Raw genomic sequence first — 25,520 nt, 5'->3', positions numbered from 1 at the left:
TGACAACCATTAGATGACCTGTTTATTATTAAGGCGGCACCAGTCCAGCATTATATTTTTATCAAGAAACGGTATAGGACCGTCTTTTAATATCTGATAGCGTTCCGGTCCTTTCCCTGCAATGAGCAGTACATCATCCGGCTTCAGGCTGTTCAGACCTTCATATATTGCAGTCCTGCGGTCCACTATGACCTTATATTCCGTCGAATGTCTTTTCGCGCCAGATTCTATCTCAGACGCAATAATATCAGGATCTTCGCTTCTAGGATTGTCAGAAGTTATTATTACGCTGTCGGCAAGCCTTGTCGCTATCTCTCCCATCAGCGGACGTTTCGTTTTATCCCTGTCGCCGCCCGCACCAAATACGACATACAGTTTCCCCCTGCATACGGGACGCAGGGCTGTCAGGACTTTCTCGAGCCCGTCAGGGCTGTGTGCGAAATCTATCACACATGAGCCTGATCCATTTATAAGGTAACGCTCCAATCTACCTGGTATCTGCCCCATTTTAAGCAACCCATCAAGCGCCGTCTCTTTGCTTACACCGAGGGTCCACGCAAGGGAAAGAGCCTGAAGCGCGTTCAGGATATTGTACTCACCAAGAAGCGGCAGCCTGATAAATTCCATGGCATCAGAATCAGGTATCTTGATTTTTACATCCATACCTTCTATTGATGTACCTGTTACTGCTGCAAAAAAATGTGCACTGCTGTCTTTTATGCTGAACCCAACAGCACGGTTGCCAAGCTCTTTGAAAAGCCTCGCTCCATACGCGTCGTCTATATTCACTGCGGCACGCCAGTTATTGCGCATATAACAGTCGAACAGGGTTTTTTTGGCAAGAAAATAGGACTCCATATCTCCGTGATAATCAAGATGGTCGACACTCAGATTAGTGAAACCCGCCCTGTCATATAAAGCCCCTTCAATGCGCCCCTGTACGATCGCATGCGAGGAGGTCTCCATAACGCAGGCATCGCAGCCATTGTTGACCATCCTGTAAAGCCAGTACTGGAGATCTGAACCCTCAGGCGTTGTATGCTCCGCATCCTCAAGGACATCTCCGTCGTCGTAGTATACGGTGCCAAGCAACCCTGTTTTTATTCCTGCATTTTCAAGTATTGATTTTGTCATAAAGGTTGAGGTCGTTTTCCCGTTGGTGCCGGTTATCGCGATCATAGTCAGCTTCGAAAGCGGGGCCCCATATAAAATGGACGCTACGACCCCCATGCTGCGCCGCACGTCGGCGCAGATTATCTGGGGCACAGGAATGTCAAGCTGACGCTGGCATAGAAGCGCAGATGCCCCATCCTCTACGGCTTTTGCAGCGTAATGATGCCCATCTATGTGTTCTCCCTCCACACACGCAAAAAGTGAATCATTTACAATCTTTCTGCTATCGGAAACAACCTTTGTTATCTCAGGATCAAAGGCACACATTCCCTCCGGGGTATATACCCTGATGTCCAGCGAACTGTTCTGAAGTAAGGCTATTAATCTGTTGAACTTCACCTGCGGGCACCTCCAAGCTAATTTTGTATTTCTCCGGGAGCGATGTCGATTATATCTTCAACTATGGATTTGAACAAAGGTGCGGACAGCTGCCCCCCATAATATTTTGCTCCTTTTGGTTCTCCTATGCTTATCAGCATTACATATCTTGGCTTTTCTGCCGGCCAGAATCCGACAAAGGAGGCAACATAATGTCCTTTGGAATATTCGCCGCCTGAGGATATCTGTGCGGTGCCGGTCTTTCCTGCGATAGATGTCTTCTGCGAAAAAGCGCCCTTACCACCGCCATCGCTTACAACCATCTTCATTGCGCTTCTGATAAAGCTCGCTGTCTGTTTTGAAATTGGCTGATATCTGACCCTCCTGCAGCCTTTGTGTATCAACTTACCATTACTGTCCCGCACTTCGTCGATAATATATGGTTTAAGCAGAAATCCGCCGTTGGCGATGCTGGCAATCGCCATTACCTCCTGCAGCGGAGTGACCGCTATCCCCTGCCCGATAAAGACATTCGCTGGAACTATGCCCAACCATTCTTCCGGGGATTTTATCAGGCCCAATTCCTCACCGGATATCTCCACTTCTGTTTTTTCACCGAAACCAAACTGCTTCAGCATTCCATATGCCTGATGTTTCGGAACACCCATAGACATCATCGACATCGCGATGTTGCATGAATTCATAAGGACATGTGTCAGGTCCTGTATTCCATGTGCTTTCCTATTTACGTCGCTTATAGTTTTATCCGCAATATGTATAGTCCCTGTACAATTGAAGCGGCTGCTGCCCGATACGGATCCCGTCTCCATGGCAATGGCCATCGTTACAGGTTTGAATATCGACCCTGGCTCAAATACCCGCCCCACTACATTATTTCTTAACGCTTCCTTGTTTCTTAAATTTTTTCTGTTGTTAGGGTCAACAGCTGGATAACTTGCAAGGGCAACGATGGCCCCCGTCGAAGGATCTACGCATACACCGGCAGCCCATCCTGCTCCGGCTGCCTTGGCTCCTTCTATAAGCCGCCACTCTATGATCTGCTGAATCCGCGAATCTAATGTAAGCTTTATAGAACCGGAGGTATTCTTAACTATGCCGGATCTGCCTCCCATAATATCCAAAGTGGCCCCCTTTGAATCCCTGGTAAGGAACCTTGTCCTGGGAGGGGAAAAAAGTATGTGATTCCAAGCCAGCTCCACTCCTGCCAGCCCATAGTCATCTATGTCACAGAAGCCGAGAATATGAAACGCTAACTGCCCGTGCGGATAAACCCTTATTTTCTCACTTAAAGTATATAGACCTGGAATCTTTTTAGCCGCCAGTAAATCCGCCTTCTCTTTTGTGATATTTCTCGCTACCCAATAGAAGCGGCCGGGAAGTTGTTTAGAGAACCTCTTGGCAACTTTATCCCCAAAAAATGGTCTGAGGTCATCGGCGTTATTTGGATCCCAATACTTAGGGTCTATAAAAAAACTAGTGGCAGGGACAGAAACTGCGAGGGGTATCCCATTCCGGTCTTCTATATCTCCCCTTGAAGCACTGACTGCCACATTTGCCCAATACTGTTTCTGAGATTGCCTTACGATCCTGCCGTCCGGCTTTAGCTGTATATATGCCGTACCAAATGCAAGGACCGCGAGGATCAGATATACGGCATACCATACTGACTTGGAACGCCGGCATTCTTCCGGCTCATATTTTCTAATTCTTGGCATGTGCCACCCTTACAAAAGGATTAAAGTAATCCAGAAAGCCAGTCTTTTCTTCAACTCCGGCAGGCGTCATCAACGCCTTGGCTGTTAAGACTGCCTTGCCGTCCAGATAAATTGTCTGCACATTTTGCGCATTGACCATGCCGAGTTTTTCACGTGCATAGCTGTATATTCTTGCCGGGGATAGCAGTTCGGAATAATGCCGGGACATAACAAGGTTCTTTTCCCTGCAGATCTCAATACGACCGGTAGTCTCCGAGATCCTATGTTCAAGATAAAGGCCATAAAGTCTGAGAGAACCAAGGGCGGCCGCACAAAGAAACACACACAAAAAACTGATCACAAAAATAGAAGAATAAGTTTTTTCCGATTCGTGTCTGCATTCTTTATATCGCATTTGCTGCTGCCTCCTTTGTTGTATTAGCCTTAAAAATCCTTAGTTTGGCGCTCCTTGATTTATAATTTGCTTCCACTTCTCCATCAGAGGGGATAATCGCCTTTCTTGGCTTCGGCTCGCCCATCCCGGACTCCTGCCACTTGCGAAAACGCTGTTTTACCATTCTGTCCTCAAGGGAGTGGTAAGATATGACAATCACCCTTCCGCCCGGTGCAAGTATTTTTGCCGACCCGTCAAGAGCCTCGTTTAGCGCATTAATTTCGTCATTTACTGCTATTCTGAGTGCCTGAAAAATTTTCCTCGCAGGATGACCGCCCATCTTTCTCTGCACAGGAGCCGGTAATATCTTCCTTATAAGTTCAACAAGCTCTCCTGTTGTATGTACGCTTCCTCCCTGTTCCCTGTTTCTGACTATCCCTCTGGCTATCTGATAGGCAAAGGGATCTTCTCCAAAATCCCTGAATATCCGAGTCAGGTCTCTGATGGACCATTGAGCCAGCATGTCTTCTGCCGTAAGTTCACTGTTACAGTGTTCAGCCCCATCCATTCTCATATCAAGAGGACCGTCTTCTTGAAATGAGAAACCCCGTTCTGAATCCGTAAGCTGGAGATTGGAGACGCCAAGGTCAAAAAAGACTGCAGATGCACCCTGCCATTCATCGCGTTCCGCCAGTTTTTCAATATGCCTGAAATTATCTGCCACTATCTCAATGCGCCCATTAAATTCTGCAAGATTCTCCGCTGCAATTGTCCTGGCATATGGATCCTGATCAAAACCGATAACATTTGCATTCACGCAGTTTTTAAGGATGTGCCCAGCGTGTCCGCCAAGCCCAAGTGTTGCATCTACGACTGTTATGACCGAATCCCACGGCTGCAGTGCCTCAAGGACCTCATTTACCATTACCGAAACATGTTCTTTCATATATCCTCCAGATCCTCTGCGAGGTCGCTGAAGTCAGAGAGAACTTCGTTACGGTGTTCTTCCCACTTCTTCGTATCCCAGATCTCGATATGATCCTCTGCTCCAATCAGGGTGATCTCCTGCTCTACACACGCATATTCCCTGAGTATACCGGGAAGAAGGATACGTCCGGCCCCGTCTATTTCCTGTTCTGTTGCCATAGATAGAAGGACCCTGCGGAAATCACGCGTCTTTTTCTTGAATGAAGAAAGATCCTTAAGCTTTAAAAGCAGCTCTTCCCAGCGTGAGATCGGATAAAGGGCTATACAGCGGTCGATGCCGATGGTCGCAACGACAGAGTCTCCCAGTTCACCCCTGAAGCGTGCGGGTAAAACAGTTCTGCCTTTACCATCCAGCTTATGGTTGTAACTTCCCACCAGCATCAATAATTCACCCACTTTCATACACTTTCTACCACTTTGCCCCACCTTATACGCAAGAACCATTTGTTGCAATACTTTCAAATATATTGCAATGAACATAATTGATTATTTAGGCTCATTATTCTGTTTTTTATTGATTGTGACTGGTTTTTGTAGGCGAAATAGAGACTGGAAATTATAAGGCAGACTTCATGTATGCATACAATGAAATTAACAATAACAACAAAAATTAAAGTAATAACCGTCAAAAGATAAAAAAATAGTGGCGACAGGTTTTTATTGAAACCTGTCGCCACTATTTAAGCGGGAGCACTCGATAAGCCGGGTTTTGTAAGAGATATTGATCTCTTCCAGCCATTTATCTAACCCCGCCCTTACGGACGGGAATGAGCGGTCGTACCCGGGAGTCAGCGGGCAGCCTCATCCTCCCCTATTCGACCTTGCTCCGGATGGGGTTTGCCAGGCCCGAAGGTCGCCCTTGCGGCCGGTGGGCTCTTACCCCGCCTTTTCACCCTTGCCCGCCGAAACGGGCGGTATACTTTCTGCGGCACTTTCCCTGAGTTTGCACTCGCAGGAATTTCTCCTGCACCCTGCCCTGTGAAGCCCGGACTTTCCTCCCGCGCTTACGCGCCGGCGGCTGGACTAAGTACTCCCGAATAAAGTATAGCAGATAAGAAATAAAAAAGGATCTCCTTTTCGAGGCTGCCTTTATATAAAACAACAGCCATATAACTGTTACTCATGGATGGTCAAAGGTTAAACCCCTGCCTGGCCAACTGTCTTTTTATTGGTTACCCACCCAATGACAGCAATTACAATAAATAGCAATATTGATGCAATTATTCCGCGCTCTTTAGTGAGCACATATATGCCTCCTGCTGTCAGTAACATCAATGAACCGTATATCATAATCGCGGATAAGCGCCCCTCAGACAGCTTCTCCCCGCTTTTAGAGATGTTATAGAGGACGTAAGATAAAACATAAAATACAACCCCAACCGCAAGCCATGTAAATAATGTTTCAATAATTTTTTCCATTTATTTTCCCTCCCTTAAAAATCTATAACCTATTTAACGTTGTTACATTATAACACTTTAACTTGATAAATCTTTAAAATTATAAAAATTAAGCAAATTTACCGAAAAAAATACAAAGAAGAAATGTCGCCGCAAAAGTCTGGTATATAATACATATCAGTATATATCAGTAAAAATTGGGAGGGATCCTTCATGGATGCAATTCAAGCAATGATCTCAAGAAGAAGCGTGCGCAGCTACTCAATAAAGCCTGTTGAACAGGAGAAGATCGATGTGCTTCTCAAAGCAGCCAATAATGCCCCTAAAACAGGGGATCTCCACATCACAGTTATAGAAAATCGCGATCTGCTCAGCGATATCAACAATAAGACGCTGATTGCAATGAAAAACTCAGGCAATGACTTTCTCGTAGGCAGAGCGAACCTGCCGGGATACCAGCCCCTCTACGGGGCCCCGTTGCTTCTGCTTTTCTCTGTCAGGGACAAGAATCCCTTTGGTCAGGCAGCAACAGCATCCTGTGCGGCAACAAACGCTGCAAACGCAGCCACAGCCCTTGGTCTGGGGTCATGCTACGTAGTGTCTCCTATATCCACAATATGCAATGACAAGACGATCAAAGACCGCCTTAATATACCCGAGGCCTTTATTCCTACCTGCGGCCTTATCACAGGGTATAAGGAAGGCGATGATAATAAATTCTCACAACCCAGACAGCAGCAAGTCGATAATATCAACTACTGCAGATAATCAAACCATGCAGTAATATATCCCGGACAAAACCGCATCAAATAAGCCCGGTCGGAAGACGCTTTGATATTGCGTCTGCGATCGGGCTTCAAATGTTAATTAGAAAAATGTTAGTTTTACTTCTTCCAATCAGTGGGAGCGGACAATTTCCTTTATAACCATCAGACGGGAGAGAGTCGAACGTTCCATCTCCTCAAGCTTCATAGAAATAGAGCGTATTGCCTCGGTAAATGACGGAACCATAACATGCTCAAGCGCGTTGACACGACGTCTTGTCCTTTCGATTTCAAGGGCCATTGACTTCAGTGCCTTTTCTTCGGCTGCAAGCCTCACCAGCCTTGGCATAAGCTTAAGGAACTGTTCCAGCGCTACATCAAGACTTCCGGGAGAGGTAGCGAGCCCGTAGCTAAGCTCTGCCGGCTGCTCCGGAAGTGTAAAAGACGGAACATTGACACTCATTATATTGATGAATTTCACATTTACTCTCATGTTTCCGCCTGCGTTCATAAGCGACTGCTCGAGCATCTGAGGCAGTGTCTGAGCGCGGGCAAGTGAAAATCCGGCATAACATGCACTTATTTCACTTTCTATTTCCTTCCGGAGATCCCATACCGCCCTGGCCCTCGCAAGAAATTCCTTGACAAGCGCATCCTGCTTATCTTTGAGAAGCTTGTGCCCCCTCTTGGCAACGACAAGCTGTCTTTTGAGCTTCGAAAGCTCCATGCGGTTAGGGTTGACATTTAGCGCCTTCGCCATGCGAGGTCACCCCTTCCTATACGTCAAGCATCTCTAAAGTCTGATCCTCATGCGCTTCTAAGAGCGGTTTCAGATACTTCTCGATGTATTCATCCCTGACACGTTTAAGCTCCCTTACCGGAACAATGGTAAGGAGCTCCCACCCCAGCAGGAGCGTATCTTCTATTGCCCTGTTTTCGTATTCACCCTGGCGAACATACCTATCTTCAAAGAGGTCGGCAAACTTTGCGAAAGCCTTATCTTCTTCTGAAAGTGCGCTCTCGCCAAGAATGACGGCAAGTTCTTTAGCTTCCTTCCCGCGCGAGTAGGCCGCAAAGAGCTGGTTCATGAGGTCGGCGTGGTCTTCTCTTGTCTTGCCTTTGCCTATTCCCTTGTCCTTGAGTCTCGAAAGTGATGGCATTACGTCCACAGGAGGATAGATCCCTTTACGGTGAAGACCGCGCGCAAGGATGATCTGCCCTTCAGTTATATAACCGGTAAGGTCAGGGATAGGGTGAGTTTTATCATCCTCAGGCATGGTAAGGATAGGCAGCTGAGTGATCGATCCCTTTTTGCCGCGTAATCTCCCTGCCCTCTCATACATAGTCGCAAGGTCCGTGTAAAGATAACCCGGATATCCGCGGCGCCCAGGGACTTCCTTGCGTGCTGCGGATATTTCACGAAGAGCTTCGCAATAGTTAGTCAGGTCGGTCAGGATGACAAGTACGTGCATGTCTTTTTCAAATGCGAGGTATTCAGCACATGTAAGTGCAAGACGCGGAGTTGAAATACGCTCAATTGCAGGGTCGTCCGCAAGGTTGACAAACATTACCGTCCGTTCGAGTGCGCCTGTCTTTCGGAAGTCCTCCATGAAGAATGACGCTTCCTCAAATGTAATTCCCATGGCTGCGAAGACAACGGCAAAGTCGGCATGTCCGCTTATGACAGCTGCCTGGCGTGCAATCTGTGCTGCCATCTGGTTATGCGGCATACCGCTTCCGGAGAATATAGGGAGTTTTTGACCGCGGACAAGAGGATTCATACCATCGATGGTTGATATTCCAGTCTGGATAAATTCCGACGGGAAGTCCCTTGAGTACGGGTTGATCGGGTTTCCGTTCACATCAAGGTATGCATCCGCGATTATCTGTGCTCCGCCGTCAATAGGATCGCCGCGCCCGTTGAATATGCGACCCAGCATATCTTTTGAGACGGGAAGTTTAAGAACATCTCCGAGAAAACGGACCTGTGTCGTCTCAACATCAATACCGGTGCTTCCTTCGTAAACCTGCACCAGCGCTTTGTCCTCAGCAATTTCAAGAACTCTGCCGCGCCTGCGTTCGCCATTTGCAAGGCGGATCTCAGCAAGCTCGTCATAACTTACATCTTCAACTTTTTCAACCATCATGAGCGGGCCGGCAAGGTTGGAGATGGTTCTATATTCCTTAGGCAACATCATCGATCTCACCTCCGGCTGCACTAAGTTTACCAAGATCAGATTTTATAGTATCTTCAAGCTTGTCGAGGCTTTCAATTTCTTCCTCTTCCACATAACGCATACGCGCTATCTCATCACGTACAGGAAGATCCAGCACTGAGCGGAGCATCCCTCCGTGCGTGAGCACCTGCATACCAAGGTGGTGGAAGGTCAGGATATTCCTCAGCATCTTAAACTGTTTATCCATAGACGCATAAGTATCTACTTCGTGGAAGGAATTCTGATGCAGAAAGTCTTCACGTATGGATTTAGAAGTCTCAAGCACCATGCGCTCCTCCTTGGAAAGAGCATCCACACCGACAAGACGGACGATCTCCTTGAGCTTATCTTCGTCTTCAAGAAGTCCCATAGCTTCTGTCCTGTAGACACTCCACTCTCCATCATAGAAACCGTCCCAGTATTCTCCGAGGATCTGTGTATAGAGAGAATAACTTGACAGCCAGTTGATAGCAGGGAAGTGACGCTGGTATGCCAGCTGTGAGTCCAAACCCCAGAAAACCTTCGTAACACGCAGGGTATTCTGTGTTACAGGCTCTGAAAGATCTCCTCCAGGAGGCGAAACTGCCCCGATGACTGAAATAGCTCCTTCTCTGCCGTCCTTGCCAAAACAGATCGCACGTCCGGCTCTTTCATAGAAGGACGCAAGCCGTGTTCCGAGGTATGCTGGATAACCTTCTTCACCTGGCATTTCTTCAAGCCTGCCTGACATCTCCCGCAGTGCTTCCGCCCAGCGTGAAGTCGAGTCGGCCATAAGCGCCACGGAATACCCCATGTCGCGGAAGTATTCGGCAATAGTGATACCGGTATATACTGAGGCCTCACGCGCAGCAACAGGCATGTTGGAGGTGTTCGCTATAAGCAGAGTCCTCTTCATAAGCGGCTGGCCGGAACGCGGGTCTTCAAGTTCTGGGAATTCCAGGAGAACGTCCGTCATCTCATTTCCACGTTCACCGCAGCCGATGTAAACGACTATTTCGGCATCAGCCCACTTGGCCAGCTGGTGCTGGATAACCGTCTTACCGGAACCGAAAGGCCCGGGTACACACGCAGTACCACCGCGTGCTATAGGAAAGAAAGTGTCAATAACACGTTGTCCTGTAGTAAGCGGAACTTCCGGTGCAAGGCGCTTGACGACTGGGCGCGGCTTACGCACCGGCCACCTCTGGAGCAGTTTGATCTCATGGTCTGTATCCTTCGCATCCGTTATAACTGCAATAGTTTCTTCAACAGTGAACTTCCCGCTTTTGATATCTTTAATTTTACCTTTTACTCCATGCGGGACCATAACTTTATGGTCGACCAGTACCGTCTCCTGTACAGACCCCAGAAAGTCGCCCGTTCCCACTTCCATACCTGCTTCGACACATGGGATAAACTCCCATTTCTTTGTCCGGCTGACTGCCGGAACGTTTATACCGCGAAGGATATATGGACTCTCCGCCATCTCTTCGATACTTTTGAGCGGACGCTGGATCCCGTCAAAAAATTCCTCAATAAGTCCGGGAGCGAGCTCAACGCTTAAAGGCTCCCCTGTGCTTATCACAGGTTCACCCGGAGCTAGACCGGACGTTTCCTCATAAACCTGAACAGAAGCAGTATCATTCTTAAGTTCTATTATTTCACCGACAAGACCTGCATTGCCGACCCTGACAACATCGAACATACAGGCTCCAGCCATGCCTTTTGCGATAACAAGCGGGCCGGAAATTTTTGCGATGAATCCTGCTATGGCATTGGGATTAGCCACTCACATCGCCTCCATTTTCATCATTTGACACCAAAGATATCCATACCTACGGCACGCTCAACGTTGTGTCTTATTGAGCTGAGACCGACACCCATGGAACCGCTCTGGTTTGGTACGGGGATTATACTCATATCAGTGGATTCGCCTATTTCATCAACGTCTTTCTGATATTCGGCGAACAGCGATTCTTCTAAAAAAAGCGCTGCATATCCTGAGCGTGCAAATTTATTCATTATTTGCGCGAGTGAATCATGGTTCTCTTCTGTGATAACAACAACGTCAAGACCTATAGCCTTAAACGGCAGTATGCTGTCATAGCTTCCTACCGCAGCCATAGGAGAGTCATGATCATACATAGCCATGACGCAGAAGCCCCCTCAGTATGTCCCTGTCGCCTTTATTTGCCTTAGAGACTAAGATTACACGGATGTTCTTTACTTCCATTTCTTTCGCCCACAGATACACCGGTATGTTTTCCGGTGCAGACGAGCTGTATCTGCTTATAGCAATCTTTTCAAGATAAAAATCATCCAGAGCTTTTTCCAGAGATAATATCAGCTCTGAGAATCCTCCCGTTGCATCTATAGAACCGAGGACCTTCCCGAATTCTGAGAATTCAAGTGTTCTTCCCCAGCCCTCAAATGGCTCTGCTATAAGTGATGACAGCAGGTCAAGATCGAGCTCTCCCCCTGCGTGAAGGAAGGGACGCGCTCCGGCACAGTCAAAGTTGAACCGTTTAAGTCTTACAAGAGTGCGGATGTTCTCTCCGTCTATTCTTGTACAAACCCAACTTTTCATCCCCGGCATATCAAGCTCTGATGCCTCTTGGAGCATGACCTCATAAAGCCTGTCGTCAATCATGCGTTCAACTTCAAGGACATCCTTCGTCTGGTCCCAAACTGATATGCACCTAGGAATAAGGGAATCCAGACCAAAAGGAAGTAGCCGGTAGTCCTCAGACTCTATGTTTTCGATCATGTTATCTAAGGAATAGGAGCCAAGTGATGTAAGGAGATCCCACCTTTTCTTGCCGCCGCTCCGCACGTTGAAGATGCTCTTCAGCAAAACTTTCACATTGTGGAAGTCATAATGCAGACACATAATATCAACAAGAACCTTATCGGGCACAAAGGACCGAACTTCATCGTAAGTCACTTGAAGATCAGACTCAAGGATTTTGTCAAAGTTCAACGGTCCTGTCTGGGACGTCAGCGCTGAAGCATAAGATGTCTCCCCAAGTATCTTGAGTACTGATGCGGGATCTTCAGCATCAATCATTCTCTGCAGAGCACCGGCATCAAGAAGGCGATGCTCCATCGCACGGATCCGTGCAACAGCGTAACCATATGCCTCCTGACGGGACATCAGACCACCCCTCTCATTCCGCTGCGGATGGGAACAAACGCTTTACAACGTCAGATTCCTGTTTTTCCTGAGTTACCTGAATAAGCATATCCCATGAGCAGTTTGTACGGATCCTTCCCCTTGCAAGAATGCCCCCCCCTGCGATGTCTGCATTGAGCTCATGAAAGACAAGCTTTGCGCCGTGCTTTGCATTGTAAGCATCAAGCCATTCCTGATCCAGATATTTCTCATCAGGGCCGACCTGTATTTCTTCTTCTCCTGTTGAGACTGCACAGTCAATAAGAGCTTCACAGAGGCCGACATAATCGGCCTTGTCCATGTTTTTCATCATTTCGAGGGTCATTCCGTATACATCCTGAATAAGGTCCCGCCTTGACTGCAGCATCATCTTCCGGACATCCAGGTTTGCTACTATCTCGCGGCGGTGGAATATCTCAGGACGCTCAACTTCAAAGCGATGAGCAAAACCGGATTTGATGGTATCTATTTCCTCTGCCGCTCTCTGCGCTATAAGCTCACACTGAGCTTTAGCCTTCGAAAGAATCTCATCGGCATCGTGCCGTGCGTCGCTTTTGATTTTTTCTGTAATTTGGGCCAAAGACATTGTCTTCTCCCCGTTTCTATATTAAAGTTTGATTCCGTTGAGCATCAGAATACTTACCAGAAGCCCAAAAACTGCGTATGTCTCACACATGGCCGGAAGGATGACGGCCTTACCGATCTGTTCCGGACGTTTGGCAATCATAAGTATGGATGCCGCCGATGACTTCCCCTGCCATATTGCTGAATAGAAACCTGATATCGCAATGGGAAGACATGCAAAACATATACCAAGACCCTGCCATACCGAAAGAGCAGCACCGCCTGCTCCGAGAAGACCTGCCTTCTGCAGTGCAAGTACGGCGACAAGAAGGCCGTATATGCCCTGTGTTCCCGGCAGTGCAAGAAGAACCAGCGCGTATCCGAATTTCTTTGGATCCTCAGTCATGATTCCTGCCGCCGCTTCATTGGCAATTCCAATACCCCATGCAGAACCTGAACCTGCAAATCCAACTGCCAGTGCTGCGCCAAGTATGACAAGCATGGGACCAAGTTGTTCGGAAATTGTTGCGAGCATTGTTTCCATAGTAAACTAAAACCTCCTCAGTTAATGTATATCTTGAAATCTATATTTACTGAAAATTCCTTACAGATACTAATGTACTGCCGGATCTTCGGTAAGCCGTGCGAACTGTGTGGCATTGCACAGCGGGGTAAAATCTTTGCCATTAGCGTCATAGAATTTCCCAAAGAACTCCACATACTGAAGCCTCAATGAGTGGATAAACGCCCCAAGCAGGTTAACAGCTATGCTGAATGTATGCCCTGCAACAAAAATCAGCACTGCAAGAAGTATACCAATATAAGGAGTGCCGACAACAAGTTTTGCGAGCAGATTGATGACCATCCCAATGGCAGCAGAGCTTAGCCCGAGGGCCAAAAGCCTGCTGTAGCTTAGCACATCTCCGAGATATCCGGTAACGTTGTAAAGGCTCAAGACTCCAGAGAATAATTTCCCGACAATACCTGTCTTTCCCCTCCCCTGAGTCATTACCAGGATCAGTGCTCCCAGTATCGCTATATACTTGGATATTCCGGCAAGGACACCGTTTATTACTCCAGACATGCCGAGCCCGGTAAGAAGCAGACCAAAGAGAAACACGATCCACCCTCCCTGATCAGCAAGTGCTGCAAAGCGTTCCCCCTGACTCCAATTACTTTTAAATGCAATAAGCAGCCCGAATATTACCTGTGTGAATCCCAGCCCCAATGAAATCATAAGCATAGTCATAGGATCATTCATTGGATCAAGCAGCTGCACCGCATCCTTAAGTGGGACCAGAGAGCTTAAAAACGGATATGCCGTAATGCTGTCTCCAAACCAGGAACCGGTAAGAGCCCCTATTATTACAGAGCAGCCCATTCCTATCGCGAGCATTATAAAAAACTTGCGGAGCGTAGGAGAGAGCCGATGCTTAACAAGGAAATATCCAAATATGCCGCTGAGCAACAGACCATAGCCGGCATCACCGAAGCACATGCCCAAAAACAGGAAGAAAAACGGTGCCATGAGAGATGTGGGGTCAACTCCGCCGTATGTTGGAGTTCCATACATAAGCGTAAGCGGCTCTATAGACGATGACCACGCTGGGTTTTTCAGTAAAGTTGGTATGCTTTCGCCTTCATCCGCCTCTGTCAATGTAAACTCTATCAGTGATTCATATTGCCGGATCGTATATTCGACTAATTTTAAGTATTCTTTCGGCATCCAGAACGACCAGATAAAAACCTCTTCCGTAGGCATTCCTGAGATCATAGAACTAAGCCGATCGTGAATTATGGTCCAATAATCACCATAGTATCGGGCCATATCAAGCCCTTCATCGGCATATGAAGCGATCTCAGTGCAAAGAGCAGTTTCTTCTTTCTCCGCCATTTCCAGCGAAACAGTCAGCCTTATCTTCTCTTCCTCTGCCGTAAGCTCAAAATCCTTTGGTATATCAACCCTGCTTGCAGAAAGACCAGAGAATATATTCTGGACCTTATCCTGGTCCTCTTTGCGGAACAGTATTGCGAATATCACGCTCATATCCCGCTCTCCTCCTGGGAGCTCCTGATACTCGATAAAATCGCCAAGCTCCTCGGCTAGATGCAACGGGACTTCGGAAGCTGTATTATTCGGCACACTGTATACTGCCCCACCGATGACATCAGTCCCTGTAGTGAAAAATTCCAGCGGATATTTTATGGATTCGAGAAGGGTTATCTGGGCAAGCAAAGCCTTGATGCGCGAGATATCAGCGCGCCGCTCGGTCATTTTTCGCTCTTTTTCCCTCAGTTTGACCACAAAAGCTTTGAATTTTTCTTCATCTACTTTAGCTGCAAGCTCAGAAAAAGTGATAACAGGGATATCTCCCAACATTCTGGACAGAGAGTTTTCCTTATTTTTTTCAAATGGTTCCAAAAGACGAAGCAAAAATCTTGTATCTGTAAGCAGTTCTTCAATGTGACGCTGCTTCGAGCGCAACGAATTTAAAGCTCCGCTGTCCAGAGGAGTTCCCGGCTGCTCTATAAATTCACAGCAACCAAGCGCCTGCAGTTTTCCGACAAGCTCATCTGCAACAGATTTATGGACAGCAATCCTTCCCTTACACATCTCGGCAAGAGCCATAAGTCTTCATCACCTCTTTTAACAGCCAATCTGCAACTTCCTTCACAGATTCTTTTCTGCTCTCATAAAATTTTTTAGCTTCGTCTTCACCTTTAAGCAGTATATCTTTAGCTTTAACTTCGGCTTCTTTCTCAGCATTGGCTATTGACTCACGCCACTGCCTGTGGCACTGCTGTTTTGTAGTCTTTACAGCCTGTTCTGCCTCAGCCTGTGCAGCTGATATCATCTTCGCGGCCTCTGCCTTGGCATCAGCGATCATACTCTTCGCCATGGCTTCCTGTTCCCGTATTTCCTGAGCCAGATTCTCTGCCAATAAGCACACCTCCCCCCGTAACTCCGTAAAAATTTTTCCGTTGATACAAACACCAAATGATTTTACTCTTTTCTTTAAATTGCGTCAATTTTCACACATTCGCATAAATTGGGCACACATAAGCACTGAACTTAATGAAATCCATTTTTGATACTTTCATAATTTAATTATGCTATGTCAAAATATACTATTTTCCGCAATACGCCCTCCATGGGCAAGTACCGCAGTGTTCGTTATTTTTTATAAACTTCCCGGACAGCGCGGCCTCTGCAGCTTTATGTATTCTGGAACCCTCCTCGTTAAACCTGTCTGTAGTTAGAAAAATCGGCTCCTTTTTTGAACCGGACGGACGTAGGTAGTTTATTGCAGCCTCAATTGAAGCAGTTTCAATTTTACCTTTCTGTCTGAATTTCCATATCGCATAACAATAAAATAGAAGCTGCCGCACATAATATTCGCTTGGGGCAATCTCTTCCGATGTCGTCTTCCAGTCTCTCACGTGGATACCATTTATATCTTCCCAAAATATGTCTGTAGCGCCTACAAGTAGCAGATCGCCATCCTGAACACGGAAGGGAGTCTCCCTCATTATCAGTTTTGATCCCGGACCAACCATGAGCCCTGCAAGACTTGTCCCCTCTGTGCTTAAAGCATATTCGCCAAGTATCGCTCCGAGTTCTCTTCTTGTTTTGTTCGACTTAAATTCATGTCTCAGATCAAAAGGGACCTTTCTTAGTGCCGATTCAAAATATGGACTGTCTGATTGCGGAAGCCAAAGAGGGATAGTTTCTTCCTTAAAATCCCAGCGCGAGAGTATCCAGTGGGCAAGACTGCCAAATTCTGCACCACTGCTGCCCTCGCCTCCCTTGAGCGTCCATTGCATATCTCTTCCCTGCCTGTAGGCAATCCTATATGCTGTAGGGCACCATGAGAGCATCGCATAGGCAGAGGCTGATATGCGCGCAAGTTTTGCGGGCGAGACTGTTTTTAGCTTAAGGAGTATATTCCCCTCCTCTCTAACTTTTGCTTTTTTATAGGGAAAAGTGCTTTCCTCTCCTCGCTCAAAATACACAATATCACACATTTTTCGCTCTGATCCGTTGGCAGCAGTGACCTGTCCAAGGAAGCTTGTCTCATCAGGAGGTAAAATATCACAGGTCCTGCCGTCTCTGTATGCTGTCCCGCAAAGCAACAGACGATCCCTTGCCCTTGTAACCGCCACATACCATAGCCGTTCCTTCTCTGCAAGTGCGGACTTTTTCTCTTTTTCCGCGTACCATGTACCCGAAACCGTCCTCACTTCTTTTTCTTCCGCTTCCATCATAAAATCGGGCAGTTTTGAAGTAACAACTCCATACCTCACAGAAATATTAATTCCCGCGGACAGACGGACTGCATCCTCAATTCCGGCGACTGCTACAATAGGGTATTCGAGCCCCTTTGAGGAATGTATGGTAAGAATGTTAACTGCATCCTGATCCTCGTCGGTGACATCGGGCTCCTCTTTCTGCCGGGCCTCGCTGACTGCGAACTGTAAATATTCGGCACAGCCCAAAAGAGTGCTTCCCTGCGACATCTCATACTCTGCGGCAAGATCGGCGAGACTTGACAGATTGGCGTTGACACGCCTGCGCTGTTCGGGATCAAAAGCCTTCAGATAGGCCGGTGTTTTTTGTATTTCAAGTATCGCATCTCCGACACCGCGAAGTTCCGCGAACTTCTTAAGCCGCATGATCCCTTCCCACACGGCAGGAGCTTCGGCTCTCAGCACATCCGCAAGAGAAATTGGTTCCATCGTTCTTCTGATCCGGTCTGCCGAAAGGATATATTTCTGCACGTCATCAGGTTCTACGCCACTGAACGGTGACGCGAGCCAACCCGCAAGGTACAAAGGGTTTTCCGGCTCGGCCAGCAGCGAGATAAGATTGATAATGTCCGCCACTTCTCCACGGGAAAAATAATCCTTGCTCGTGCAAAGAACGTACGGGACCCCTGAAGACTCAAATGCACGCTCCAGAACGGGGTAAAGCGTCCTGGTCGGCACAAGGACGGCTATGTCTTTCCAACGCACCGATCTGAACTTATATTCCTCTTTGATCGTCTTATCCCATACCTTTACGCCGTTTTCGTGCATTTCTGTAATTTTAGCAGCCAGTTCCTTAAACAGCCTGATTCTGATGTCCGCTTTTTTCTCAACTGACGCCCATTTATTATTCTTACGGGACGGATCAAATTCCCTTGTCTCGATAGATAAAAGGACCTCCATCACAGGCTCGATGACCTCTTCGTTTCTGCGCTCCCACCAGGGGACGGAGACTGGTCCGGCAAGAGGCTCATATATCATTGAAGTGCCTTCTTCAAGACCTCTCTTCCATATCTCACCAAATATCGAGTTGAACCTTTCAATAAGCGCATTTCTTGTCCTGAAGCTTTTGTCAAGGGTTATATATTTGTAATATTTGTCTTCAGACTGCTTTGCCATGTCGATATATCTCTGGAATATACTTAAATCAGCATGTCTGAATCGATATATGGACTGCTTGAGATCGCCTACGACAAAGAGTGTATTTACACCTTCCCTCCACAGAGCGCGTATCAGGTTGTCCTGAAGTCCGTCCGTATCCTGGAATTCGTCTATTAGTATGTGCCTGAATTTTGTTCCGTACTCAGGAGTTTTTAAAAGCACATCTCCGGCATATCGTATAAGGTCATTATGCGAGAGTATCCCATCCCTGTGCCGCAGCGATTCCCAGCACTGCCAGCCTATTGAGCATGTGCGGTTCAGCAGGGAGAGAAGGACATTCTCCCTCTCTGAAGGTATGGTAGCCATAAGTACATCCTTCGCGGTATCGTCGCGCCAGGACTTCAGCTTGGACTGCAGTGCATCCTCGATCGCAGCCTTTTGTTTCGAATTGCCGGGCAGTTTTGCAAGACCCTCAAAGAGCAAAAGCCTCGCAAATTCCTCTATATTTTCATTGGTAGGCTCTTTGCCGCTGAATTCTATGGCAATATCCCTGAGCTTCTCGAAGCTCTTGTCCGGTTTACTGTACAAAAATTCTCTCACGGCGGGAAAGACATTTTCCTGCCACAAATCCCATATTCCTCTGAATATTCCCTGTTTTTCTGCAACGTCCTGAAGTAGGAGCTCCATAGACTGATCCCACAGGTCTTCAGGATTTCTACCGCAGCTCCCCAGTGTTTCCGCAGCATCCTTTGCGGCCTCGGCAAGTTTTGCCGGGCTATATGAGTTCACAAAATCACTGAAATTCTCATCGGCAAACAACTCTTCCGCCCTGGCTTTCCATTCGTCGGAAAGCAGGCTTAAAAGCTGAACTTCTGAGACAGAACCAAGAGCTGATGAAAAATCGTTCCACCAGACTTCCTCCTTCGGAGCCGGTACAATTACCGCCTCCGGGTCAAGATTAAGCACAAGGCCCGATTCACGGATTATCTTCATCGCAAAGGAATGAATAGTCGAAATATAGGCGTCCTCAATGAAACGGATACTCACGCTGAGGTGGGAAAGTTCCTCGGGATAACACCTGTGCCAGTCTATTATCGTTTCCCTTATACGTGACTGCATCTCCCTTGCCGCCTTCTCGGTAAACGTTAGGACAAGTATCTGATCCACCCTGCACTCAGGATCATTGGCAAGAAGCCACGCGAAACGCTGAGAGAGAGTCTGAGTCTTGCCAGTCCCCGCCCCCGCGCTGACAACGGTCAGAGAAGCAGTACTTGTTATAGCGTCCATCTGCTCCGGCAGGCCTGTTATCGCATCACACCAGCTTGATCCGCGGACTTTATCATCAGTCATCCATGTCGCCTCCCTGCTCTGCAGAATCATAATCCGATCCATAGTAAGGATCTTCCCGCTTCCTGCAGAGAGGATAAAATTCACATATCCTGCATTTGTCTGAATCATAAAGTGCCGGAAATTCCCCTGACCTTACCGCAGCAGACATCATATCCATAGCCGTTCCGGCTTCGGCAATGAATTTGCCAAGGTTCTTTTCATTGGGCCTGCCAGACCTTGGGGCGTGATATGTTTCGCGGATCAAGTCATCGGCAAAATATCCCTTCAACAAACCGTCTCTGTGCCCCAGCCATCCATAGCCTAAGGGCTCAAGGGCGCACTTTTCCCGGAGAATAACAGAATAGGCTGCAAGCTGAAGTTCATTCAGGTGCTGGGATGCTTTGTTTGACTTGTAATCAAGGACTACGGCCCCATCTTTGTAAAAGTCTATCCTGTCGCTGCGCCCTCTGAATATGACACCGTCAACTTTATAATCGGGCAGCGTAAATTCAAGTTCGACTTTTATTCTTCCCGTTATCGCATCTTCTATATCATTCTGAAGCTCTGCCAGTGAGAGTACCTGTTTTTTCAGCCGTTCCTGATGTCTTTTGAGCCTCGGGTCATCGGCAAGTTCAGGATATTCTTTTTTCAGTGCCTCCTGCCAATGCGCCTCAATAAGTATTATGAAACTGCGGCGTTTTCCAAGATAATCCTCCCATGCCATCTTCCATAGCGAATGAAGAAAAATCCCAGCTTTTGCAGTGTCAAAAATATCCCTCAACGGCATAGAGAGCCGCAGGATGTTCCCGCACCAATAGCGATACGGGCAGGCTATCCAGTCATCAAGTGAGCTCAGGGATACAATTGGATCAGCATCGGCTTCCTGCGCGAGGACACCCTTTCGCGGCAGATCTCCTCTGTTTATTTTACCCTCTATGATACTGACCTCAGCGTCCGGGAAACAGTAGTCTCCGTTACCCGGCAACGAGCGAGAGAGGGGGTATGCAACAACCGGTTCAAGCCTGACCCATTTCCTATTTTTGGATTTCTGATCAAAGAGAGCCGCCATAAACTGTGATTCGCCCACCGGCCTGTCGCTTGAGTCCGTCAGAGATCGGGTGATGACCGTACCTTTGATGCCAGTCGCGATCAGTCTCCTGAAAAGAGCCTCTTTCTGTTCCCTCTCATCGTGTATATCCGGTATGTGCAGGGCTGGTCCCTCATGCTCCCTGCACCTGTTTTCTGCGTCAGAGTTGATTTTCTGTTTGTATTCATTGCGAAGAAGCGGTGATTCGCGCAGCTTTCCCGGCCATGTGTTGTAATCCACGTCGGTCATTATCCAGTAGCGATGAAAAGTCAAAACAGGAGGTGATCCTGCATAGATCGTTACAGAGCGGCTCTGAGGGAGGGATATGGGCAAAGTAGCCGTGCGGCTCCAGTCAAGCAGGTAGGAGACGGCCTCGCCGCCTTGCATAGGTATTTTGGCGGCTTCTCCTATGTCTCTTTTTATATCTTCCAGTATCTCGATTTTTTTATCCAATTCCGTGAGGCTGGACGACAAATCTTTGACAACATTGTCAAGCGATATCTCCTCGCCGATCAATTCTGCCGTATGATCAGCTATTTCAAGTTTAGAAAGAAAATCCCTCCAAAGCCTGAGGATGTCTGCGGGGTAACCGCCATCAGAAAGACCCGAGCAAAGAATACTCATGGACTCAAATATCTCGCGCGGCCTGCCGTTTAAGAATTTAGCCCATGCATCATAGCCCTCCGGGAAGGATCTCCTGCTTCCGGCAGCGTCAAAATCGTCACCGCAGATCAACGGGTTTGAAAGTAAAAATGAGGTATTATTAGTGTTCCAGCCCGATTTATATGCATCCCATATCATCTTTGGAAGCCCTCCGAGCTGCGTTTCACCGACAGAACCGCGGACCTGGGTGTTAAAGGGGATTTTATAACGCGCGAGAGAATTTTCGATATTACGGAGGTGGCGGGGTGCAATCATAATGCCGACATCTCCGTAGTCCCCCAGCTCTCCAAGCTTATCGAATCCCCCCGCTCCATGCGCCCAAAGGGCAAGTTCACGTGCAATCGCGTCAAACTGCAGGTGTGAATTATTGGCATACATCTCTACGATGTTAGTCGTCCATATCGGCCTCTCTTTATATTCACATCCCGACTGTTTTATCGCATCATGAAAATTATCAAGCCCGGTTTCCGGCAAAATCAGAATACATTCTGTAATATCGCCAAGGTCCCTTATAAGCTTGATCTGTGCTCCGGTGAAAGAAAGAAAGCCAACCGGTATAAATACATGGTTCCGGACAAATACAGAAACATTCTCTCCGCTTAAAGATTCTTTAATAAGCGTAGGCATCTGTGCATTATCTGCGATCGTATTGGCAAGAAGGTACTCTATATAATCCGAATACAGGCGATGAAGTATAGCCTCAGGCGCCGAAGGATCTTCCTCTTCCGCAAACAGGGCTGCGCTCAGATGTTCCGGCGAAACTTCCTCAGCCAGCAGGTCTTTTATGTTATCTCCAAGAACAGATACAAACCCTCTATGGGTGACACCTGCAGGAAGGCTGACCCCCTTATCCCTCATCTCTTTGAGGTAAATGCCAAGGATATATCGGATGATGAGGTTATGGTCCGGGGGATCGATAACTCTCCTGGTCTTTTTATTGTCAAGAGGCGAGGTTTCACGGTAAAATTCGCCCCATGTCCATATGGAAGGACGCCTGCCGAAGAATGAGCCGCGGTCGGAGATCATCTGCAGCAGAGGCTCTTTGTCCAGACCTGAAGGGACAAGAAAAACTGCCCGTTCACTAAGATTATTGTAAAGCTGCACAAGGCGAAACTGTTTCTCGGAGATGTTGTAATAAGATTCAACCTCTAAAGACATCTCGCACCTCCCTGTTTTTGTCAGACATCAGAATTTTCTGTTCAGATTCCCAAGATACCCATCGACGCTCTGCCGTAAGAAGAAAGAGTCCCTCTCCCTCTCTTCCGCAGACAGCCTCTCGTTGTTTTTCAACATCGGATCTGAGTTCAACAGTACTTTAACAATGTCATCAGCTTTCTTGTCCTTCGGCAGTGCGGAAATTATATCCTTCCACAATGCCATCTGTGTCTCGGCTGATATGAGCAGGTTTTTCCAGTCACGGCTGCAGCCGAAATGCGGATAGCATATCAGGTCTATGTCCTGGAGCGCAATCAGTTTGTCAAGTGACGCAATTGCAGTCTCATAGTAAAATTTATGCGGCGTGGCCGGATGCATGAAAACAGAGCCGTCGGGCAGTTCAAAATAACAGCCGCCAGCTTCTCCGGCAAATAGGACATTAGTCCCGCCAATATCATATACATAAGAACTGTGATGTGGAGAATGCCCCGGTGTGTCAATTATCATCAGCCCGTCAAGCTCAAAATTAAGCGGCGCAAGAGCATCTGCAGGAAGAGGTTCCGGCATTTTGTAAATATCGCAGAGGTCTCCCAGGTTCTCCCTGCTGCCCTGTATCAGCTTTTCGGGATCCACGAGATGTATGCGGCCTTTAGGCGGCACGATAAATTTTGTGTCAGGGAAAATTCTGTGAAACTGCCCAGCCCCGCCGGCATGGTCAAGATGGATGTGTGTATAGAGCAGATAATCTATCTTATCTATGCCAAGCGCTTTGATATCCTCCGCAAGCTGTGGAACAGAGACAGCCGGACCTGTTTCAACGAGTACATTACGCCCCCTTTTTTCGTCCTTTATGAGCCATGCATTGATGAAAGACTCAAATCCAACACCGGGAAGATATAATACTATCTGAGTCAGACCGGGAATAATCTCCCTTGTATCCATATAACATCCACCTTTCAATCATTATCTGATGATTAAAATACAACATATTTTGGCAGACACTGTCACCAGCCGGTATCGCCTATCGCATCCAAAACCTTATCAATTAGCCCTTGGAATTCCGTACTGCCGCGCACTCTTGGATATCCCATGGGTACCGGCACAGATGAGTCGATTTTCCCGTTCTTGAGCACAAGGACTCTGGTTGCAAGCCGCAGAGCCTCTCCCACATCATGGGTCACCATAAGGAAGGTTTTACCGCCCTCCATATAAATCCTCGCAAGCTCACGCTGCAAAGCCCTCCTCGTAAAATAATCAAGCGCACCCAGAGGCTCATCCAATAGGATGATCTCCGGATCACACGAAAGCGCCCGACCAAGTGCCACCCGTTGTGCCATACCGCCGGAAAGCTGTGCGGGCATTGCGTTCTCATACCCCTCAAGCCCAAGCATCTTAAGAATATCCAGCATCTTCTGATGAAGCATTGAGATATTGCCATTGGGCAGATACGGGAAAAGAATATTACGTTCAACAGAAAGCCAGGGTAAAAGACGTGCCTCCTGAAAGACCATGCCGACATGAAGTGTATTCTCAGTGTCACAGATTTTGTCCTTAAAAATTATTTTACCTTCAGTCTGTTCCTCAAGCCCCGCTAGTATACGAAGCAGTGTCGTCTTTCCTGAGCCGCTCCTCCCAACGATGACAATAAATTCACCCTCTTCTATATCAAGGTCGATCCCAGCCAGGGCTTGGACCTTCATATCTTCCAGATCATAAGTTTTTTTGAGATTCTCTATCCTGAGCCAGCTCAAGCCTCTATGCCCCTTTTCAAATAACGCTTCATAACCCATAGGAATCCATAGTCAAGCAGCGCGCCAAGAACCCCTATAACCAGTATGCCCATCATTACAACATCGGAACGCGAAAGCTGCTCGGCATCAAGTATCATATAACCAAGCCCGGATGAAGCTGCGACAAGTTCGGCAGCTACAAGTGAGCGCCAGCTGTATCCAAGTCCCAGCCTCAGCCCTGTCAGAATAGACGGGATAGCGGAGGGTATAATCACGAACTTGAACTGATGCCAGCGAGTGTAGCCGAAGACCTTTGCAACTTCAATCATTTTAGGATCACAATCCCTTATGCCCTGAAGTGCATTCATGAAGACAGGGAAAAACGTAGCTAGGATTATAAGAATTATTTTAGGAGTCTCACCTATGCCAAACCATAGTATGAGCATTGGTATGGCAGACATTGGCGGGATATGACGCAAGAACTCAAGCGTAGGTTCAAGTTGCGACAGCAAGGCAGGAAACCATGCACATATAAGAGCAAGGGTCAGTGCAAAAACCGCCGACAGGCCAAAGCCCTTTATAATACGGTCCAGACTGGCCCATACATGTTTCTGTAGCTCTCCGCCCTCTATCGAAACGATGAATGAATGCATAATCTGCCCCGGTGAAGGAAGCAGGAATGGGTTCCACCAGCCGGCCTTTGAACCAAACCACCACAAAAAAACAAATATGAACGGAACTATCAGACCATCATGTAGAAAACTGTCTTTAGTTAATTTCATTCATCCAACACTCCCAGTATATTGTACAGTGATTATTCAAAGTCTGCACTTTAAATCAAACCTGATTCGTGGTAATCTTATACGATAGACAAATTGAAGGAGGGTCGATATATGGGCAAGGTCACATGGAAACCTGGAACAATGTTATATCCCCTTCCGCCTGTTATGGTGTCGTGCGGAACTATGGAAAAACCGAATGTCATAACCGTCGCATGGACTGGCATTGTATGTTCAGACCCGGCAATGACATATATATCGATCAGGCCGGAACGTTACTCTTATGGCCTCATAAAAGAGACAGGCGATTTTGTGATCAACTTGACTACAGAATCTCTTTTATGGACCGCTGATTACTGCGGTGTAAAATCGGGCCGCGATATAAACAAATTTGACTTGCCGTCTATAACCGCAGAGCCTGCGTCTCAGGCAGCCGCCCCTATGATAAAAGAGAGTCCGCTAAGCATAGAATGCAGAGTTGAAAGGATAATCCCCCTTGGGACCCATGACATGTTCCTCTCGAAGATCCTCGCCGTTAATGCGGATGAAATGCTTTTAGACACAAAGAGCGTGCTGCATCTTGAGAAAGCTGGACTAATCGCTGCCAGTCACGGGAAATACTTTTCCCTTGGAAGACAGCTAGGCACTTTTGGCTATTCTGTTAAGAAAAGAGGCCGGTAGGAAACAATCT

22 protein-coding genes and 1 other RNA gene are annotated in these 25,520 nt (G+C 47.4%); 2 read left to right on the top strand and 21 right to left on the bottom strand.

The window, feature by feature from the left end:
• Positions 1 to 9 precede the first annotated feature (9 nt).
• The 7 genes from LLF78_08410 to LLF78_08380 all read right to left on the bottom strand — a co-directional run bounded on the left by LLF78_08410 (position 10) and on the right by LLF78_08380 (position 6,006).
• Complete coding sequence (locus LLF78_08410; protein MCE5202515.1) at positions 10 to 1,512, bottom strand: UDP-N-acetylmuramoyl-L-alanyl-D-glutamate--2,6-diaminopimelate ligase; 1,503 nt, start codon at positions 1,510 to 1,512, stop codon at positions 10 to 12.
• Between the two features lie 17 nt (positions 1,513 to 1,529).
• Complete coding sequence (locus tag LLF78_08405; GenBank protein MCE5202514.1) at positions 1,530 to 3,227, bottom strand: penicillin-binding protein 2; 1,698 nt, start codon at positions 3,225 to 3,227, stop codon at positions 1,530 to 1,532.
• Positions 3,214 to 3,621 carry a hypothetical protein gene (locus tag LLF78_08400; GenBank protein MCE5202513.1) on the bottom strand — a complete coding sequence of 136 codons (408 nt, stop codon included), beginning with the start codon at positions 3,619 to 3,621 and terminating at the stop codon, positions 3,214 to 3,216. Before LLF78_08400 ends, LLF78_08405 begins: the two co-directional genes overlap by 14 nt.
• Positions 3,611 to 4,546, bottom strand: a complete 936-nt coding sequence (rsmH, locus tag LLF78_08395; GenBank protein MCE5202512.1) for a 16S rRNA (cytosine(1402)-N(4))-methyltransferase RsmH — start codon at positions 4,544 to 4,546, stop codon at positions 3,611 to 3,613. The genes LLF78_08400 and rsmH overlap by 11 nt, the downstream gene beginning before the upstream one ends.
• The gene (gene mraZ / locus LLF78_08390) at positions 4,543 to 4,968 is read right to left on the bottom strand and encodes a division/cell wall cluster transcriptional repressor MraZ (GenBank protein MCE5202511.1); all 426 of its coding nucleotides are present in this window, start codon (positions 4,966 to 4,968) and stop codon (positions 4,543 to 4,545) included. The genes rsmH and mraZ overlap by 4 nt, the downstream gene beginning before the upstream one ends.
• A gap of 301 nt (positions 4,969 to 5,269) precedes the next feature.
• An RNA gene (gene rnpB / locus LLF78_08385) (RNase P RNA component class A) lies at positions 5,270 to 5,622 on the bottom strand.
• A 102-nt stretch (positions 5,623 to 5,724) separates the two neighbouring features.
• Positions 5,725 to 6,006, bottom strand: coding sequence for a hypothetical protein (locus LLF78_08380; protein ID MCE5202510.1), 282 nt, complete (start codon positions 6,004 to 6,006; stop codon positions 5,725 to 5,727).
• A gap of 192 nt (positions 6,007 to 6,198) precedes the next feature.
• On the opposite strand from LLF78_08380, the gene LLF78_08375 reads away from it, so the two are divergent.
• Positions 6,199 to 6,753: a nitroreductase family protein gene (locus tag LLF78_08375; GenBank protein MCE5202509.1), complete on the top strand. Its 555-nt coding sequence runs from the start codon at positions 6,199 to 6,201 to the stop codon at positions 6,751 to 6,753.
• A 129-nt stretch (positions 6,754 to 6,882) separates the two neighbouring features.
• On the opposite strand, the gene LLF78_08370 is transcribed toward LLF78_08375, so the two are convergent.
• The 14 genes from LLF78_08370 to LLF78_08305 form a co-directional block, all read right to left on the bottom strand.
• A complete protein-coding gene (locus tag LLF78_08370) occupies positions 6,883 to 7,509 on the bottom strand; it encodes a V-type ATP synthase subunit D (GenBank protein MCE5202508.1) in 627 nt (208 codons plus the stop codon).
• 16 nt (positions 7,510 to 7,525) lie between these two features.
• On the bottom strand, positions 7,526 to 8,944 hold the full coding sequence (locus LLF78_08365) for a V-type ATP synthase subunit B (GenBank protein MCE5202507.1): 1,419 nt from the start codon (positions 8,942 to 8,944) through the stop codon (positions 7,526 to 7,528).
• A complete protein-coding gene (locus LLF78_08360) occupies positions 8,934 to 10,733 on the bottom strand; it encodes a V-type ATP synthase subunit A (GenBank protein MCE5202506.1) in 1,800 nt (599 codons plus the stop codon). The genes LLF78_08365 and LLF78_08360 overlap by 11 nt, the downstream gene beginning before the upstream one ends.
• Before the next feature lie 20 nt (positions 10,734 to 10,753).
• Positions 10,754 to 11,095, bottom strand: a complete 342-nt coding sequence (locus LLF78_08355; GenBank protein ID MCE5202505.1) for a V-type ATP synthase subunit F — start codon at positions 11,093 to 11,095, stop codon at positions 10,754 to 10,756.
• The gene (locus tag LLF78_08350) at positions 11,082 to 12,098 is read right to left on the bottom strand and encodes a V-type ATPase subunit (protein ID MCE5202504.1); all 1,017 of its coding nucleotides are present in this window, start codon (positions 12,096 to 12,098) and stop codon (positions 11,082 to 11,084) included. Before LLF78_08350 ends, LLF78_08355 begins: the two co-directional genes overlap by 14 nt.
• Before the next feature lie 13 nt (positions 12,099 to 12,111).
• On the bottom strand, positions 12,112 to 12,696 hold the full coding sequence (locus LLF78_08345) for a hypothetical protein (GenBank protein MCE5202503.1): 585 nt from the start codon (positions 12,694 to 12,696) through the stop codon (positions 12,112 to 12,114).
• 27 nt (positions 12,697 to 12,723) lie between these two features.
• Entirely contained in the window at positions 12,724 to 13,224 is a 501-nt protein-coding gene (locus tag LLF78_08340) for a V-type ATP synthase subunit K (protein MCE5202502.1), read from the bottom strand.
• Between the two features lie 69 nt (positions 13,225 to 13,293).
• Positions 13,294 to 15,309 carry a V-type ATP synthase subunit I gene (locus LLF78_08335; protein MCE5202501.1) on the bottom strand — a complete coding sequence of 672 codons (2,016 nt, stop codon included), beginning with the start codon at positions 15,307 to 15,309 and terminating at the stop codon, positions 13,294 to 13,296.
• Positions 15,287 to 15,622, bottom strand: coding sequence for a hypothetical protein (locus LLF78_08330; GenBank protein MCE5202500.1), 336 nt, complete (start codon positions 15,620 to 15,622; stop codon positions 15,287 to 15,289). The genes LLF78_08335 and LLF78_08330 overlap by 23 nt, the downstream gene beginning before the upstream one ends.
• Positions 15,623 to 15,809: 187 nt before the next feature.
• On the bottom strand, positions 15,810 to 19,436 hold the full coding sequence (locus LLF78_08325) for a UvrD-helicase domain-containing protein (protein MCE5202499.1): 3,627 nt from the start codon (positions 19,434 to 19,436) through the stop codon (positions 15,810 to 15,812).
• Positions 19,429 to 22,323 carry a PD-(D/E)XK nuclease family protein gene (locus LLF78_08320; GenBank protein ID MCE5202498.1) on the bottom strand — a complete coding sequence of 965 codons (2,895 nt, stop codon included), beginning with the start codon at positions 22,321 to 22,323 and terminating at the stop codon, positions 19,429 to 19,431. Before LLF78_08320 ends, LLF78_08325 begins: the two co-directional genes overlap by 8 nt.
• 27 nt (positions 22,324 to 22,350) lie before the next feature.
• A complete protein-coding gene (locus LLF78_08315) occupies positions 22,351 to 23,262 on the bottom strand; it encodes an MBL fold metallo-hydrolase (protein ID MCE5202497.1) in 912 nt (303 codons plus the stop codon).
• A gap of 62 nt (positions 23,263 to 23,324) precedes the next feature.
• Entirely contained in the window at positions 23,325 to 24,071 is a 747-nt protein-coding gene (locus LLF78_08310; GenBank protein ID MCE5202496.1) for an ATP-binding cassette domain-containing protein, read from the bottom strand.
• Entirely contained in the window at positions 24,068 to 24,832 is a 765-nt protein-coding gene (locus LLF78_08305; GenBank protein ID MCE5202495.1) for an ABC transporter permease, read from the bottom strand. Before LLF78_08305 ends, LLF78_08310 begins: the two co-directional genes overlap by 4 nt.
• Positions 24,833 to 24,943: 111 nt before the next feature.
• On the opposite strand from LLF78_08305, the gene LLF78_08300 reads away from it, so the two are divergent.
• Positions 24,944 to 25,510, top strand: a complete 567-nt coding sequence (locus LLF78_08300) for a flavin reductase family protein (GenBank protein ID MCE5202494.1) — start codon at positions 24,944 to 24,946, stop codon at positions 25,508 to 25,510.
• Positions 25,511 to 25,520 lie beyond the last annotated feature (10 nt).

The organism is Synergistaceae bacterium (assembly GCA_021372895.1).
Taxonomy (GTDB): domain Bacteria; phylum Synergistota; class Synergistia; order Synergistales; family Synergistaceae; genus JAJFTP01.
Note: the sequence above shows the minus strand (reverse complement) of the source record. Positions and strands in the feature narration are given on the sequence as shown.